Source organism: Hymenobacter sublimis (assembly GCF_023101345.1).
GTDB classification, from domain to species: Bacteria; Bacteroidota; Bacteroidia; order Cytophagales; family Hymenobacteraceae; genus Hymenobacter; species Hymenobacter sublimis.
This window is the reverse complement of sequence record NZ_CP095848.1, coordinates 2,472,678-2,488,993: the sequence shown is the minus strand read 5'-3', so window position 1 is coordinate 2,488,993 and position 16,316 is coordinate 2,472,678. Positions and strand designations below refer to the sequence as shown.

Annotated in this window: 14 protein-coding genes; 6 read left to right on the top strand and 8 right to left on the bottom strand. The window is 59.4% G+C overall.

Translation table 11 applies throughout. The features are described from left to right. Positions 1-24: 24 nt before the first annotated feature. Positions 25-4,101: a PAS domain S-box protein gene (locus MWH26_RS10385; protein ID WP_244696550.1), complete on the bottom strand. Its 4,077-nt coding sequence runs from the start codon at positions 4,099-4,101 to the stop codon at positions 25-27. Between the two features lie 108 nt (positions 4,102-4,209). On the opposite strand from MWH26_RS10385, the gene MWH26_RS10380 reads away from it, so the two are divergent. After that, positions 4,210-5,340, top strand: a complete 1,131-nt coding sequence (locus tag MWH26_RS10380; protein ID WP_247974219.1) for a glycosyltransferase — start codon at positions 4,210-4,212, stop codon at positions 5,338-5,340. Between the two features lie 119 nt (positions 5,341-5,459). Continuing rightward, the gene (gene miaA / locus MWH26_RS10375; protein ID WP_247974218.1) at positions 5,460-6,356 is read left to right on the top strand and encodes a tRNA (adenosine(37)-N6)-dimethylallyltransferase MiaA; all 897 of its coding nucleotides are present in this window, start codon (positions 5,460-5,462) and stop codon (positions 6,354-6,356) included. A 154-nt stretch (positions 6,357-6,510) separates the two neighbouring features. Here miaA and MWH26_RS10370 read toward each other — a convergent pair whose 3' ends face one another. Together MWH26_RS10370 and pfkA are read right to left on the bottom strand one after the other, a co-directional pair. Further along, positions 6,511-6,849 carry a hypothetical protein gene (locus MWH26_RS10370; protein WP_247974217.1) on the bottom strand — a complete coding sequence of 113 codons (339 nt, stop codon included), beginning with the start codon at positions 6,847-6,849 and terminating at the stop codon, positions 6,511-6,513. A 458-nt stretch (positions 6,850-7,307) separates the two neighbouring features. Then, entirely contained in the window at positions 7,308-8,279 is a 972-nt protein-coding gene (gene pfkA / locus MWH26_RS10365; protein ID WP_247977085.1) for a 6-phosphofructokinase, read from the bottom strand. Between the two features lie 267 nt (positions 8,280-8,546). Between pfkA and MWH26_RS10360 the strand changes: the two genes are divergently transcribed. Beyond that, positions 8,547-8,975 carry a tellurite resistance TerB family protein gene (locus MWH26_RS10360; RefSeq protein ID WP_247974216.1) on the top strand — a complete coding sequence of 143 codons (429 nt, stop codon included), beginning with the start codon at positions 8,547-8,549 and terminating at the stop codon, positions 8,973-8,975. A gap of 189 nt (positions 8,976-9,164) precedes the next feature. Here the strand turns inward: MWH26_RS10360 and MWH26_RS10355 are convergent, their stop codons facing one another. From MWH26_RS10355 to MWH26_RS10340, 4 genes are all read right to left on the bottom strand, one after another. After that, entirely contained in the window at positions 9,165-10,358 is a 1,194-nt protein-coding gene (locus MWH26_RS10355; RefSeq protein ID WP_247974215.1) for an aspartate aminotransferase family protein, read from the bottom strand. Positions 10,359-10,553: 195 nt separating this feature from the next. Next, positions 10,554-11,033 carry a hypothetical protein gene (locus tag MWH26_RS10350; protein WP_247974214.1) on the bottom strand — a complete coding sequence of 160 codons (480 nt, stop codon included), beginning with the start codon at positions 11,031-11,033 and terminating at the stop codon, positions 10,554-10,556. 34 nt (positions 11,034-11,067) lie between these two features. Further along, positions 11,068-11,526 (bottom strand): hypothetical protein, encoded by a 459-nt coding sequence (locus MWH26_RS10345; RefSeq protein ID WP_247974213.1) that lies wholly within the window; start codon positions 11,524-11,526, stop codon positions 11,068-11,070. Between the two features lie 30 nt (positions 11,527-11,556). Continuing rightward, entirely contained in the window at positions 11,557-12,108 is a 552-nt protein-coding gene (locus MWH26_RS10340) for an RNA polymerase sigma factor (RefSeq protein WP_244696541.1), read from the bottom strand. A 283-nt stretch (positions 12,109-12,391) separates the two neighbouring features. On the opposite strand from MWH26_RS10340, the gene MWH26_RS10335 reads away from it, so the two are divergent. Further along, the gene (locus tag MWH26_RS10335; RefSeq protein ID WP_247974212.1) at positions 12,392-13,243 is read left to right on the top strand and encodes a hypothetical protein; all 852 of its coding nucleotides are present in this window, start codon (positions 12,392-12,394) and stop codon (positions 13,241-13,243) included. Between the two features lie 12 nt (positions 13,244-13,255). On the opposite strand, the gene MWH26_RS10330 is transcribed toward MWH26_RS10335, so the two are convergent. Beyond that, entirely contained in the window at positions 13,256-13,990 is a 735-nt protein-coding gene (locus MWH26_RS10330) for a DUF481 domain-containing protein (RefSeq protein WP_247974211.1), read from the bottom strand. A gap of 349 nt (positions 13,991-14,339) precedes the next feature. Here MWH26_RS10330 and MWH26_RS10325 point away from each other — a divergent pair, with 349 nt between their 5' ends. Together MWH26_RS10325 and MWH26_RS10320 are read left to right on the top strand one after the other, a co-directional pair. Then, the gene (locus tag MWH26_RS10325) at positions 14,340-15,410 is read left to right on the top strand and encodes a chemotaxis protein CheB (protein WP_247974210.1); all 1,071 of its coding nucleotides are present in this window, start codon (positions 14,340-14,342) and stop codon (positions 15,408-15,410) included. 160 nt (positions 15,411-15,570) lie between these two features. Continuing rightward, entirely contained in the window at positions 15,571-16,113 is a 543-nt protein-coding gene (locus MWH26_RS10320; protein WP_247974209.1) for a hypothetical protein, read from the top strand. Positions 16,114-16,316: the final 203 nt, after the last annotated feature.

Below are 16,316 nucleotides of genomic sequence, written 5' to 3'. Positions count from 1 at the left end.
AGGCGCGAAAAGCGAGGTGGCTGGCTACAAGGCCCGGGTAAGTGCAGGGTAGGCGGCCTTGAATTGTGCAAAGTAATCAAGCAGACGTTGAAAATCCGCCGGTGTATTTTCCGTACGGCCATTTTTCAACTCATGTTCTAATGCTTTGGCACATTCTGCCATCTCCTGAATACCCAACGTGAAACCCGTGCCTTTTAATTGGTGCAAATGTGGCAAAATCTGCTCGTACTGCCCGGCACCTACTAATTCAGCCGCTTCGCTGAGCACCTGCTCGGCTTCCTGCTCGAAGTCTTGGTAGAGCTCAGCCGCAAACTCGCCGCCGCCCAATTGCCGCAACTGCTCCACAATTTCCAGGTCGATGGGTGGAATAGTGGCTGGCTCGGTGGTCGTTGCGTCCGCCTCGGCTGGCAGCACGGCCGTAGCCGTGGCGCGGCCCGTGGTCCAGCGCCGCAACACGGCGTACAGGTCCTGGCTTTTCACTGGCTTCGAGACGTAGTCGTCCATGCCCTGCTGCACAAACCGCTCAGCGTCTTCCTTCATGGAGTAGGCCGTCATGGCCACAATGGGCGGGCAGGCACTGCCCAGGCGCTGCCGGATTTCCTGCATGGCAGTAACCCCATCCATTTCCGGCATCTGGATGTCCATGAAAATTAAATCGTAGGTAGCCTTAGGCGCCGTGGCCTGACTGATGGCCTCGAAACCGTCGGAGGCCACCACAATGTCGCAGCCCAGCTTGTCGAGTAGGCGCGTGGCTACCTTCTGGTTGATGGGGTTATCATCGACTAGCAGCACCCGCGGGGCTGATTCAAAGCGCACCACTTCCTGGGGCCGTTCCCGCGCCGTGAGCCGCTCCTGCACAATTTCCTCCTCGTTGTGGGCTACCTGGCAGCGAATTGTGAACCAGAAAGTCGAGCCGTCGCCCACATTGGAGTAAATGCCGATTTCGCCGCCCAGCAGGCTGGCGAGCTGCTTGCTGATGGCCAGGCCCAGCCCCGTGCCGCCAAAGGCTTTGGTCGGGGTCGTGTCGAGCTGGGTGAAGTTGGTAAACAGCAGCTTCTCGTTTTCCTCCGAAATGCCAATGCCCGAGTCCTGCACGGCAAAGCGCAGGGTATGCTCCTCCCCATCCGTCACGGTCGAGGACACGATAATGCTCACCGTACCGGCGGCCGTAAACTTGATGGCGTTGGAGGTAAGGTTGCTCAGGATTTGCAGCAGCCGCGTTTCGTCCGTGATAATAAAGCGCGGCGTGTGCGGCGTGATGTGGTACGTGAAATTCAGATTCTTTTGGTTGGCCCGGTTGGCAAACAAGGAGTGAATCTTATCCAGGGTGTAGTGCAAGTCGATGCCGGACTCGCTGAGTTGCAGCTTGCCCGCCTGAATTTTCGACAAGTCCAGAATATCATTCAGAATAGCCAGCAGGGCATCGGAGGATTTACGCAGGGTATCCACGTACTCCTCCTGCTCCTCCGATGACACGGTCTGGTGGAGCAAATCAATCATGCCAATGATGCCGTTCATGGGCGTGCGTAGCTCGTGGCTCATGTTGGCCAGGAACAGCGTTTTGGCCTCCAGGGCCTGCTCGGCGGCCTCCTTGGCACGGCGCAAGTCGTCCTGCATCTGCTTCATCTCCGTGATGTCGCGGGCAATGCCTTCCGTGCCGGCTGCTTCTCCGTTGCCTACCTGACGGGCATTTACCAGCACGCTCACTGCATGGCCATCTTTGTGGCGCATGGCAATTTCGAAGTTGCGGGCCTCGCCATTCTGGCGCACGCTTTCCAGCAGGGAAGCGCGCTGCTGCGGATACGTGTAATAGTCGCCGATGTAGTGACCCAGGGCCTCCTCCGGGGTATAGCCCAGCATGTCCATCACCGAGGGGCTGAGCAGCGTGAGCATGCCGTCGGCATCCGTGCGGTAGTACACGTCCTGGAACGACTCGAAAATGGCCCGGAACTTCTCTTCTTGCGCGGCCAGCTCCAGCTGGGAGCGTTTCGTCTCGGTAATGTCGTGGGCAATGCCCGATATTTCCTCAAAGGAGCCGTCGTCGAGGTAGATAGGGTTGAGGTAGATTTCGCGCCAAGTGTCGTGGCCCCGGGCATCGCGCAGGCGTACCTCAAACCGCTGCGGATGACCCTGGAAGGCCTTGCGGTAATTCTCAATGAAGGCCTTGCGAGCGTCTTCCTCCATCAGGGCCACATCGGCCTGCCAGAGGTTCACGTTCAGGGCCGGGTACACGCCGTTGCGGCGCAAGAAGTAGGCGGCGTAGTTGCGGTTAAAGGAAGCCAGGCGGGAGTGCGTATCCACGGACCACATCAGGTGGGAACCGCTCTCAAAAATGGCGTTCAGGCGGGCGTTCTGCTTCTGAATCTGAACCTCATTGCGCTTGCGTTCAATGGCCAGGGCCACCTGGTTGGAAATAAAGTGCAGAATCTCAATATCGGCCGCCGCGTAGGCATCGGCCTTCTGGTAGTCCTGCACGGCGATGACGCCAATGATTCGCTCCCCAATGCTTAGGGGGGAGCAGAGCATGACCTCGGGCATCAGTCCGTAGGCCGTAATGGTGCCGGTCTGAATTAGGTCCTGCAGCTCCTGGCGCAGCAGGTACTGGGGCCGCCCCGTCCGGATGATGTACTCCGACACGCCCGAGGAGAAGGGCCGGGCCATCATGCTTTGGTCGCCGCCCTGGGCGTTCTGATCCACGAAATAGGCGAACTGCAGCTGGGTGCGGGCCTCGTCGCAGAGGGCAATGTAGAAGTTATTGGTTTCAATGATCTTGCTTAGCTCCCGGTGAATGGCCCCGTAAAGAGAGTGCAGATCCTTGGAGCTAATGGCCAGATTAGCAATGCTATAGTACACCTTCTGCAGGCGCTCGGCCTTGATGCGGTCCGTGATGTCGTGCAGAATGGCGCGGGTGCTTACCGGCTCGTTGTCCTGCCAGGAGCAGCTGATGGAGCCGATCAGGTGAATCGGCTTGCCCGATTTGGTCAGGAACACCGTTTCGAGCTTGTTCACCTTTTCGCCCTTGTACAGGTTGCGCAGCTGGTAAAGCAGCTTGGCCTTGTAGTAGGGGTGCACCACATCCGAGAGGGTCAGGTGGGGTAGGTCCTCGTCTTCGTAGCCCAGCTTTTCCTTCCAGGCCTTATTCACGAACAGAAACCGGTTGTCGATGCTCAGGTTCTGAATCAGGTCGTGGGCATTGTCGAGGAAGTCCTGGAGGCGGTTGCGGTTGTCGGTGAGGGCGCGCACGGCCACCTGCTTGTCGGTAATATCCCGCCCTACAAACAGAATTCCGGTAATAACGCCCTGTTCGTCCCGCTCAAATTCAGAGTGCCAGAAAAAGGTGCGGCCCTGGCCGGAAATCGTCAGCAAGGAGCGTTCCGTGAAATCCTGCAGCTCCTCTTCATCAATGGCCCGGTGGAAGGCGTAGCGGCGCGGGGCCTGTTCGGCCACCGGCGCAAACAAAGTAAAGTAGTCCTTGCCGTAGAGGGTAGGGGCCGGGCGGCCCGTCAGCTCGCAGAAATACTCGTTAACGTCCTGGATGCGGGCTTCTTTATCGAGCAGCAAATAGCACATGCCGGCCCGGCTGAGCACGTCCCGAAACTGGCCGCGAGAAAAGTCGGCCAGCTGCGAAACTACGGAGTCCTTGAGGCCGGTAGCGGCCTGCACCGTTGGGTTCACGTAGGCCGCAATGTCGCGCAGGGTCAGCAACACCAGCAGGGTTTCGCCGGCACTCAAGCGGCTGAGTGTGGCCCAGGCTTCCAGCCGCTGGCCGTCGGGCCGGTGGCCGCTCCAGCGGGAGGAGGTCTTTTGGCCCGTTTGGATAACCTTTAGCACCAGTTCCCGCAGCTGCAGTTCCGAGGTGAGATGGTTGTCGGCGGCGGACTCCGGGCTGAGGGCAAATGCCATGGGGCCAGCGCCTAACAGCATGGGCCGGGTGGTGCCCAGGTACTGGACCGCCCGCTGGTTGCAGTCAAGCAAAGTTCCCGTTGAGTCGTAGAGCAGCAGGCTGTCGAATGACTCTTCAAACAAAGCCCGATACACGTCGGCTGACAAGCCGGAGCCCTGGGGGTAGGCTGCCGCCGATGTACTCTGAAGTGTGTTCATGGAAGAAGGAGGATGCACGGGAGCAGGCTTGGCGCAAGGCCAGGCACCGGATGAAGTTCTTAAATTGGCGACAATTCCTGAAACTACCGCCCTTTCTCGACTAGGAACTTGCCCTCTCCTGCGCCGCTTCGCCTGGTTTTCACCGTTACCACAGATTTAAATTACGACCAACGGATGCAGCGCATCTGTGGTTCCCTGGCCCGGGCTGGCTACCACGTGCTACTGGTAGGGCGGCAGTGGCCAAGTTCCTTGCCCCTTACCCCGCAGCCCTACCAGCAGCACCGCCTGCGCTGCTGGGCTACGCGGGGCAAGCTGTTTTACCTGGAGTTTACTGTGCGGCTGCTGCTGTTTCTGCTGGGCCAACGGGCTGCCGCCTGGTGCGCCATCGACCTAGATACAGCCCTGCCCGTGTGGCTGCGGGCCCGGCTGGCTCGCCAGCCCTTCATCTACGATGCCCACGAGCTGTTTACGGAGGTGCCGGAGGTAGTAGCCCGCCCCCAAGTGCAGCGGTTGTGGCGGTGGGTAGAGTGCTTTATTGTGCCGCGCGCCACGCGGGCTTACACCGTGGGCCCGGCCCTGGCGGCCCTGCTGGAGCAGCGCTACGGTCGGCGCTTCGAGGTAATCCGCAACATTAGCCGCCTCACCGACGAAGAGTTGCCCCCAGCCCCGGTTGCCGCGCCGGCTGGCGGCTTTATCCTGTACCAGGGCGCCCTGAATGCCGGCCGCGGCCTGGAACAACTGCTGACTGCTATGCCGCAAGTACACGGCCGGCTGGTGGTGTGCGGCGAAGGTGACTTATCGGCTGCTCTCCGGGCCCAGGCGGCCCACTTGGGCCTGCTGGCAAGTGGGCAGGTAGAGTTCCGGGGCTACGTGCTGCCAGCCCAGCTGCGGGAGCTAACCCGGCAGGCCACGGTAGGCGTGATGCTGCTCGAAAATCAGGGCCTGAGCTACTACTACTCCCTGGCCAACAAGTTCTTTGACTACCTGCACGCCGGCATCCCGCAGGTGGTTATTGACTTTCCCGAGTACCGGGCCCTCAACGAGCAGTACGAGGTAGCCGACCTAATTGCCGATCTGGAACCGGCTACGGTGGCGGCGGCGCTTAACCGCCTGCTGCCGGGCGGTGATGCCGCCCACTACCACCAACTAGCCCTCAATTGCCGGCAGGCGCGGGCTCAGCTTAGCTGGCAGCACGAAGAAGCGCGGCTGCTGGCCTTGTACCGGGAAGTAGTAGGGTAGGGGCGGTAGCAGAGCCTAGTATTGGCTGCGGTAGTGTTGTTGGCTTAGTCAGCGCGCAGGGCCCGCGCAAGCTCTGTACGCCCGTATCTTTGCCGGCTCACCTTCCTGCTACCCTCGCCATGCTTGCCGAACTTACTGCTGCCACTGAACCCACGCTTTTGGTTGTTACGGGGCCAACGGCCGTCGGCAAAACGGCCTTGTGCGTACGCTTGGCCCAGCAGCTGCAAACGGAAATCGTGTCGGCTGATTCGCGGCAGTTTTTTCGGGAGCTGAACATTGGCACGGCCAAGCCTACCCCCGAGGAGATGCAGGGCGTGCCGCATCACTTCATCAACTCCCACAGCATTACGGAGGAGTACAACGCCGGCCGGTTCGAGCAGGATGCGCTGGCCCTGCTGGCGCAGTTATTTCAGCGGCACCGGGTAGTTATCCTGACGGGCGGCTCGGGCTTGTATTTGCACGCCGTAACCGAGGGCCTGGATGAGCTGCCCGCCGCGCCGCCCGCCGTCCGGGAGCAGTTGCGGGCTGAGTTGGGTGCCCACGGCTTGGAGCCCTTAGTAGCGGAGCTTGAGCGCCTCGACCCCGTAACCCACGCCCGCATCGACCGCCAGAATCCGCAACGGGTGCTGCGGGCCCTGGAAATTAGCCGGGCCACGGGCCAGCCCTTTAGCTCTTTTCACGGAGCCACGGCCGCTTCCCGGCCATTTCGGGTAGTGAAAGTGGCCCTCACCCGGGAGCGGGACGAGCTTTACCAGCGCATCGACCAGCGCATGGATCAGATGCTGGCCGCTGGCTTGGAAGAAGAGGCGAGAAGTCTCTACCCCCACCGCCACCACAACGCCCTCCAAACGGTGGGCTACCAAGAGCTATTCCAATACTTCGAGGGGCACTACGAGTATGCCGAGGCCGTGCGCCTACTCAAGCGCAACTCCCGCCGCTATGCCAAACGCCAGCTCACCTGGCTCCGCCGCGACCCGCAGTACCAGTGGTTTCATCCGGATGAGGTGAACTTGTGAGATGGTGAGTTGTGCCATGAGGAGCGGAGCGCGGCTATCCGTGCTGACCAGCATGGCTACCCCTTCTAATGTGACGAGCCCTTACCTCCGCGCTGGAAGTAAGGGCTTGTTACTGAAGCAACAGGTGCGCCATTGTGCAACAGCGCCGTCTGCTTTAGAACTGCCGGCCTACCTTTAGTTGTAGGGTGGCAAGGGAGTTGCCAAATGTGTCGTTTTGAAAGGATGTTTTGCCTCCGACCAGCCATTGTGAAGTGGAACCTAGGCTTACATCCAGGTTGAGGGAAAACATGTAGCCGGCATGCAAGCCCTGCTCGTGGTCGAGCGTGAGCGTCTGAGCTCCTGAATTCCAATCGACAATACGGGTAGCCGGGGCGCCGTAGCGGTTGGAGTAGCCAACGTAGCCGCCCCCGCCTAAGGCAAATAATACCTGTTTGTTGTTGCCAAAGGGGTAGAGGTACACTTCCTGCTCAAGGTTCACAGCTTCATAGCTCATGGCATACGGAACGGTGACACCCCTGCTGCCAGCCGTACGCGGATCATTCAGATTATACGGTGCATACACCGTCGCGTACGATTCGCGGCTGCCACCGACAAAAGCTAGGCGCGTGCCGGTACCCAAATACCGGCCAAAAAAGGGCGCGTACTCGATGTGTCCCTTTAGAGCCATATAATCGCCGGTACCCATGCCAGCCGAGCCCACCGCTAGGTGTAAACCGGCGCGATGCGGTGCGGGCGCAAGTGGCGCCTGAGAGTAAGCCGGAAGTGTGGTGGAAAGTACGAGCGCACTGAGAATAGCGGTGTAATGCATGTTCAACTTGCTTAGTGAGTTAAGAATACCAGAGGAGTGAATATTGAGTGAATATATAGGAAATAAATTAAGCTAAAAGCGGCGCCCCTGTTGCACAAGGACGCCGCTTTTAGCTTAGTAACAGGAAGGGGAGTTACTTAACCCTACACGCTCAATATTTCTACCATGCGCATGAAGCTCTGGTTGATCATCTTCTTTTTGTGGATGGTATCTACGAAGGGGGTGTACACGAGCTTGCGGTCTACGATGCCGGCCATGACGTTACGCATACCGTTCGTTAGGCCCTCTACGGCCGCAATGCCAATTTGGGAGGCCAGCATGCGGTCAGAGGCAGACGGGGCGCCGCCGCGCTGGATGTGGCCGATAATAGTTACGCGCGTGTCTAGTTCCGGAATGGCTGCTTTCACCTGCTGGGCCACGTTGTGCACGTTGCCTTCTTCCTCCCCTTCAGCTACTACCACCAGAAAGGAAGTTTTCGAGCGCTGCCAGCTGGATTTAAGACTATCAATTACGGCTTCGGTAGACATTTGCGTTTCCGGGACCATTACAATTTCGGCCCCACCGCCGATGGCGCACGGAATAGCAATGTAGCCGGAGTCGCGGCCCATCACTTCCACAAAAAAGCAGCGGTCGTGCGAGTCGGCCGTGTCGCGGATTTTGTCGATGGCCTCTAGGGCCGTATTCACGGCCGTATCGTAGCCAATGGTATAGTCGGTGCCGTACAGGTCGTTATCGATGGTGCCGGGAACCCCCACCGTCGGAATGCCAAACTCCTGCTCAAAAATCATAGCACCGGTGAAGGTGCCGTTGCCCCCGATGGCTACTAGGCCGTCGATACCATGGTTAACCAACTGGTCGAAGGCCTGCTGGCGGCCTTCCTTGGTCAGAAATTTCTGGCTGCGCGCCGATTTTAAAATCGTGCCCCCCTTTTGGATGGTGTTGGCTACGGACGCGGAATCCAGTTTAACAAACTCACCCTTGATCATGCCGCTGTAACCGCGCATGATGCCGTAAACTTCAATGCCGTGGTAAACGGCCGTGCGTACCACCGCGCGGATAGCCGCATTCATGCCGGGCGCGTCGCCTCCGCTGGTGAAAACTGCAATGCGTTTCATCATAAATCTGTTCGGTACTCAAACAAAAGCCCGACAAAGCCGGGCCGGGCAAAGGTGGTAAATCCGCGGGGAATGTACAGCTTGTAGCCCCGTAAAAGATAAAATAGGTCCCACGGACGGCTATTTTTTCTCGGGCTGCGTATGCGAGCTATTGCACAACGGGCCGCAACTGGCTATCTTGACTAGTACAATGGCCCGGCCCCGATTACGGGGCCGTTGTGCTTTCGGCTGCCCTGTCCCACCCATTCTACCTAATGCCCCGTTCGTATGTTTGGTTTTTTTGAAAATGAACAGACCAAGAAAGTCAAAAGCCACATCATGAACCTGGTGGCACTGGCCAAGGCCGATGGGCATATTGACGAGCGGGAAATGAGCTTCATTGTAGCCGTAGGCAAGAAAAACGGCATGCGCGCCGACGAGGTACGCTCCATTGTGGGCAATGCCAGCGCCGTGCGGCTCATTATTCCGGAGAATGACTCCGAACGGTTCGACCAGATTTTCGACTTGGTCGACATGATGCTCGCCGATGGGGTAGTAGACGATACCGAAATGGACTTCTGCGTGGATATGGCTGAGAAACTCGGCTTCCGCAAGGATATAGTGGCCGTGCTGGTGCGCAAAATCTCCCAGGGCGTGAAAGACGGCTTCCCCCGCGAGCAGATCAAGGAGGATACACAGGCGTTTTTGGAGAACTAAATAGGAGCAGAAAGGAAAGCTAGCGAGGCGCCAGTTGTTCTGGTCATTTGCTACCCCGGTTAAGCAGCGCAGCCCTTGGTATCCGTGATGACACCAAGGGCTGCGCTGCTTAACCGGGGTGAGGTTCTGTTCGGGCTAGCATCTGCGGCATTTGTCCAGATGCGTATGGTGCCTTGTTTGGCCGGCGGGTTACTGCACTACTGTATCAATGGCGCGTAGCAGCGCGGCGCAAGCCTCGTCAATTTGGGCGTCGGTGATGGTTAGCGGTGGGGCGATGCGCAGGGAATTGTCGCAGAACAGGAACCAGTCGGTGAGGATGCGCTCCTGCCAGAGGGCGTGGTCGATGATGGGCTTAAGCACTTCGAAAGAGTCAAATTCCACCGCCATCAGTAGCCCCCAGCCCCGCACCTCCCGAATGGCCGGATGAACCAACTGCCGGCGGAAACGGGCCGCCTTTTCGGCCACGCCGGCCAGCAAATTCTCCTCCTGAATCACCCGCAGCGTAGCCAAGGAGGCCGCGCACGACACCGGATGGCCCCCAAACGTAGTGCAGTGCCCCAGAATAGGATTGGTTTTAAAACCGGCCATAATTTCTTGGGAAGAAATAAAGGCCCCAATGGGCATGCCGCCGCCCATGCCCTTGGCCGTGAGCAAAATATCGGGCTCAATGCCGAACTGCTCAAAGGCCCAGAACGTGCCGGTACGCCCGAAGCCGCACTGAATCTCGTCAAGAATAAGCAGGGCACCAACCTCAGTGCAGCGTTGGCGCAGGGCCGGCAGGTAGCCGGGGGCGGGCACCCGCACGCCGGCCTCACCCTGCACCGTTTCAATGACCACGGCGGCCGTGTGCTCGTCGATTAGCTGGAGGTCCTCGAAGTTGTTGTGGCGGAAGTGGCGCACATCGGGTAGCAAAGGACGGAAGGCGTTTTTGAAGCCTTCGGAGCCGGTGATGCTCAGGGCCCCGTGGGTAGAGCCGTGGTAGGCGCTGTAGCTGGACAGCAAGCCCGTGCGGCCGGTATGGCGCTTGGCCAGTTTTAGGGCGCCTTCTACGGCCTCAGTGCCGGAGTTGGTGAAGTACACATTGTCGAGGTGGGCCGGCAGGGTGTGGTGCAGGGCTTCGGCGAGCTGGGCCGGCGGGGCCTGTACTACCTCTCCGTACACCATCAGGTGCAGGTACTTATCGAGCTGATTCTGAATGGCCTGGAGTACGCGCGGGTGGCGGTGGCCCACGTTGCTGACGCCAATACCGGAAATTAAATCGAGGTAGCGCTGGCCTGCGGCATCGTACATGTACACACCTTCGGCACGCTCAATTTCGAGCAGCAAAGGAAAATCGGAAGTCTGGGCCTGGTGGCGCAGGAATAGCTGGCGGGGAGTAAGCATACGAGGAAAACAGCTGCGGGCCGCAAAGGTACGGCGGAGGCCGAAGTTTGCCGACCGGGCCAAGGGAGCCCCTCGCCAACGAACTACCCCACGTGTTGGGGTGAACTTCACTGAACCCTGCCGGTGGCCACAAAAAAAGCGACTGCCAGGGCAGCCGCTTTTCGCGCGAAGGAAAGGAAGGAAAGGAAAGGGGCCTTACTCGTCGGAGCGGGAGGCGGGGGAGAGGGTACGGGCCCCGCGCCGGTCGGCTACGCGCTTAATGACCTCGCGAGTAAAGTCGCGCTCGGCCATGTAGAGCTTGCCTACCTGCCGGATGCTGAGCAGCTTCTGAAACTTGGTGAAGTAGTCTTTCTCCAGCTTTACTTCCTGCTCGCGCAGGTCCATGGCCTGGGTTAGGTTGTCCTTGATTTGCTGGTCGGTGAGGGCATCGGGGGCCGTAATGCGCAGTTGGCGCAGCCGGCGGTTCAGCTCCCGGCGCTTGTCGCTGAAGTCGTTATAGACGGGCCAGAACTTCTGGGCCTGGTCTTGGGTCAGGGCAATCTTATCGGTGATGTAGGCAATCTTGGCGTTTTCCAGTTGGCTTAGCCGGTCCGGCCGGCCGGCCTGGGCAAAGGCCGTGGCAGAGGCCACGGCCAGTACCAGCACCACCAGAACGCTACGCAGAAAATATTTCATGGGAGAAAAGCGAAGTAGGCGCAAAAGGTAAGACTTAGAGGTAAATGTCCTCGGTGGGCTGCGCGTCCAGCACGTCCTGCACCTCGGCGGGGGAAGCGTGCAAGTACTCCTCGGCGGGCACCTCCGGGGTAGCGGCGGGCAGCTCGGCCAAGTCTGTCAGGGACAGGCGCTGGTCGCTGGCCAGTAGGTACTGCACCATTTCGTGGCGCGGCACCCGGGCCAGAGAATCAGTGGCGGATACGGGCGCAGAGGGCGCGGAACTCAGCCAGAAGCAGGCTGCAAAGCCTCCCAGCACTACCCCAGAGGCCAGGGCGGTGCGCACGGGCCCGGTTAGGGCGGCCAGCCAGCCCCAGGCAAGCGGGCCCGCCGGATCGGCCGCTTGCACGCGCTGCATCACCCGTAGCGGCAGTTGCTCAAAGTAGCGGTCCGGGGGCGCCGAAAGCGGGGGCTGGGGCCGGCGCCGGTGTTCGTCCAGACGAAAAGGAGTGTTCATATCGGTTAGAGGCCCCGGGGGGCAGCGGGTTTAATCGTTAGGTGACTGCTGGTTAACGTACTGCTCAATTTTCTTGGCCGCGTGGTGGTACGAGGCCTTCAGGGCGCCTACGGATGTGCCAGTTACCTCGGCCATCTGCTCGTAGGGCATTTCATCGTAGTAGCGCAGGTTAAACACCAGCCGCTGTTTGTCGGGTAGGCGCAGAATGGCTTTCTGGAGCCTGCGCTCCACTTCGTCGCCGGCCAGGCTCTCATCGGCCTCCAGCTTGGCGGTTAGCTCGGCGCCTACGTCGTGGAGGGGCAGGAAAAACCGGCGGCGTTTGCTTTGCAGCCAGCTAAGGCACTCATTGGTTGCAATGCGGTAAATCCAGGTATAGAGCGAGGCGTCCTGTCGGAAATTCTCCAGGTGGTTCCACACTTTGATGAATACATCCTGGGTTAAATCATCGGCATCATCATGGTCGACTACCATCTTGCGCACGTGCCAGTACACCTTTTGCTGATACTTGCGCACCAGCTGGTTAAAGGCCACGTTGCGGGAGGCCGGGTCACGAAACTTGAGTAGTATCTCCTGGTCTTCCAAGGGGCGCAGGGGAGCGGGTTAGGGCGGGGTAGTTGCTAGGTTAGAGGCAGTAGGCGCCGGCAGGTTTAACGCAGGAAAGGAATATATTGCTGCCGGGCGGTGGATAGAAGAGGTAGGAAGCTGTTTTTCAAATAGGTAGATTAGATAGATAAAGACTATGAAACGTCATGTTGTACTGTTACTGTGTTGTATTGTCGCGTGTACTACCCGCGCCGTTGGGCAAATAAAGCCAGAGGAAGTTGAGATATGGGGCTTGCCGGCCGGCACATCCACGACAGATTTCGTGGCTGAGCTAAACCGCCGCAAAGAAACAGTTTGCATGGCGGCCATCAGACCCCTGGGCTACCCCGATGCTAAGGTTATCGTTTTGCCGACCATTATGTTGGTTACACTCCGCTCGCAACCAACGCCGCCGTGCCGGGCCCAGACGCAAGCTGATGCCCAAGTTATCAGTCAGTTGAATGCCGCTTGGCAAATGCGCCAGCTTCATACGCCAGAGTTTCAGGTGGCTTTCAAAAGCCTACCGGCGGTCCGGATGCCAGACACCGCCGCGGTGCGCGCCCTGCGCCGGAAAGCGCCCCGGCTAAACCAGGCCCGCTATGAGGCCGCCCTGCAGCAACTGCAGCGCCAAGTCGGCCCCACCTTTGAGCAGGCCGTGGCTGCCCTCTGTTATGCTACTGCTGACACCGTGCGCAAAAAAGCCGTGGCCCAGGCTGCCAGCCGGCTGCAATCCGCGGTTCAGGCCCAGCAGCTACTCCCGTTTCTGCGCGATGCTAGCGCCGGCGTTCAAGTGATGCAACTGCTGCGCGGCTACTACCGCTACCACCCGCCTACCACTGCAGAGTGGGCCCGCCTCATGCCTGAACTAGTGGTGGGGCTCACTACCCCCGACCCAATAGTGGCCACCGGCCTGGCTACTTGGCTAACCGAGCAGCAGGTGCCGCGCACGTACGCCCGCCAGCTACTCACAAAGGGGGCCATTACCCAACTCGAAATCCTGCACGGTCGCCACCCCGATTTGGTCGTGTTCAAACAGCAGTTGTATCCTTTCCTAAGCTACCTCTCCGCCACTGAAATCAGAACGGAACAGGCGGCCCTGGCTTACTTAGGGCAATTTCAGCCGCGTAAGAAGTAGCCCGTAGCCGCGCTACTTGGTGCTGTAGGTCACGCCCACCGTCACGTTGGTGTTGTCGGTGGGTTTGCCTTCCAGCACGCGCCGCTCAAAGGTGTAGGAGTAGGTGCTGCTGATGGCGAAGCGGGGCGTGAAGCGTAGCGCCAGCGTTGACTGTTGCGTAACGCGGTAATCCTGAAAGTTCTGGAGGTTGGGTTGGTAGAAGGTAATGGAGTTCAGGCTGAAGACGCGGTAGGAATACGCCGCTTTTAGGCGCGTGGAATTGCGCGAAACAAAGCGCGTAGAGCCATCCTGAAAGTACGTCGATTCCCGAATGAGCAGGTTGCTGACGGCTACCTCCCGGCCCAGGGAATCGGAGTAGAAGGCCCAGCCGGGTCCGGCCCCCACCTGAAAGCGGTTATCAATGCCGCGCAGGTTGCTCCGCTCGTAGCCCCCGATGCCGTAGAAGCGGAACCGGCCTTTCCAGTAGTAAGGGGTTGTGTTCAGCAGCCATTCCCGCTCCTTTAGTAGCCGGTCCTGCTTGCCGAAAATAAAGCTTCCCGTAACCGGAGCCCCAAAGTGCAGCCCCCGCAGAAACGTAACCGAGTGATTAGTAGAAAAGAGCGTTCGGTTGACCCCGCCGGAAGTGTACTGGCCGGCCAGTTGCCCGGAGTAGCGAATCAGGGTGGTGTCGGGTTGCTGGGCGTGGGCCGCGGAAGCACTAAGGGTCAGCAGTAGGCCCGCAGAAAACAGCAGAAAAGAAGGACGCATACTCAGGGAGGAAAATGGTTTCCTCAAAGTGTCCGCAAGTATACACGGCGCTGGCTCAGCTTCTAGGCGTGCTACGCAGATAACTGGGGCGGCTTTCCGCAGCAGCTAGGTTTTTGGGCGGTAGCCTGGCCCGCGGAGTTGGGGCACTCTTGGCACCCGGGGCCGGGCCGTGGGGTAGGCCCTTGCCCCCCGCCGAAAGGGCTCAACATAAACTGAGCAGCAGATTTCGCGTAGTAAAACGTTAGAACCTGTCCGGAACTTCTCCCGCTTAGTAAGGCTCCTCAAGCACGCAGTTGGTAGGTGATGGTAGATAGAGGTTCAGTTCTCGCCCAGAAATAGTTCATACTGAATGCCTTCTGCCAAAAAAGCCGACTCCGCCACTTCGCCGGTTCGAGATATTGTAGTAATTGGGGCTTCCACCGGTGGCATCCAGGCGCTACTTGAGCTGGTACGCACCCTGCCCCACGACTTTCCGGCGTCCATTTTTGTGGTGCAGCACGTTGCGCCCTACGCCCCCAGCCTGTTGCCGGAGCTGCTCAGCCGAGAGTCGGCCCTGCCCGCCAAACACCCCCGCGACGGGGAGCAGATGCGCCCCGGAGTTATTTACGTGGCCCCACCCGACCAGCACCTCCTCATAGAGCAAGACAAAGTGCTGGTAAAAAGCGGCCCAAAAGAAAACCGGTTTCGGCCCTCCATTGATGCCCTGTTTCGCTCGGCGGCTTACGGCTACGGTCCGCGCGTGATTGGGGTGGTGCTCACAGGCTACCTCGACGATGGCACCTCCGGGCTGTGGAGCATTCAGCGCCTGGGGGGAGTGACGGTGGTGCAGGCCCCGGAAGATGCCGCCGCTCCCTTCATGCCCCTGAATGCGCTGGAGTTTGTAACGGCTGACCATGTGGTGCCGCTAGCCGAGCTTTCGGCCCTGCTGGTGCGCCTGACTGCGGAGCCCGCAAGTGCTAGCCCCCGCGTAGCCAAAGCCACGCGGGACCTGCTAGAAATAGAATTTTCCATTGCCAAAAATGACAATGCTTTTGAGCTCGGCATCATTCAGCAGGGCGAGCTAACCCCCTTTACTTGTCCAGACTGCCACGGTGCCCTCACCCAGCTGATTGAAGGCAACCTGATTCGGTACCGCTGCCACACTGGCCACGCCTACACCATCAGCGCCTTACTCTCGGAGCTGTCGGAGTCGGTGGAAAGTATGCTCTACCAGTCCATGCGCGGGCTAGAAGAAAGCAAGATGTTGTTGCAGCACCTGGGTAAATACTTCGCCAAAAATGGGGAGCAACCCACTGCCGATACGTTTTTCACGCAGGCTGATCAGGCGGGCCAGCAGGCCCGCCTGATAAAAAGCTCCATCTTCAAGCATGAAATTCTGAGCGCCGACATTCCTGCCCGGGCGCCGGAGCAAAACACGTAGCGGCTTAGCCTGCTGGTCTGGTTCTGGAGTAGCAACGGCTTAGCTTGCTGGTCTGATTCTAGAGTAGTAGCAGGCTAAAAACTGGCCGTCGTCAAGCTACCCAACCGCTTTTGGTGCGTAGGAGTAGGATGCGCTACTTCTGCTGAGGCGCCCTATCGTTATGCACCTGGACGCCGAATTTCAAGGAGTGGCCGTGCCCGAAGCAGCCTTCTACGCCCAGCTGGGCCTGCAGCTGGAGCTGCTAACGCTGGCTGATTTAAGCGAGTGGGTTGATGAAGTTCTGTTGGGCGAGGGTGCTCTGGATAAGTTCTTTCTGGAATTATACCGCCACCTGCGCACGGGCAGGGCGCAAGTGGCTCCCTACTTGGCGCGGGCTTGTCAGGGCGAGTCGTTTTCGGTGCGCCCGGTGTTGGGGTGGCTGCAGCAGCGGCTGGCAACGGGCGCCTGGCCGTTGGGCCGGGCTATTCGAGCGGTCTACCGCTTACGCACGCTTGTAGAGTCGGACCGGGAAGTAGGCTGGATTTACGGCCTGGCCGCCGACTACGAGCGGGCTGCCGACGGCCCGGCCGAAGGGCTGCGGGAGGTTTACCACGAAACGGAGGCCTTTCTGGCTTGCTACCAGGAGTACACCTTCCCTAACCGGCATCAATGGCTGTACCTGGATGCCATACTACCCCAGCGGTGGGCCCACCTGCGACACTAGACGTCCGAATTACCTGGAGCTGTTACTAGGTAGCAAAAAGTGGCCTGCTTCGGCTCCGCCGCTGTAGGATGGCCTACGTAAGGAAACAGCCTTGCCTTTCATTAGCCGAGGTGGTGCTTGTCGTGGGAAGGCTGGACATGAGTTGCAAGCGGCCATGGTTACGCTGGGTAACAACTGCGGGCTGGAGTGCGTTGTAGCAGCCC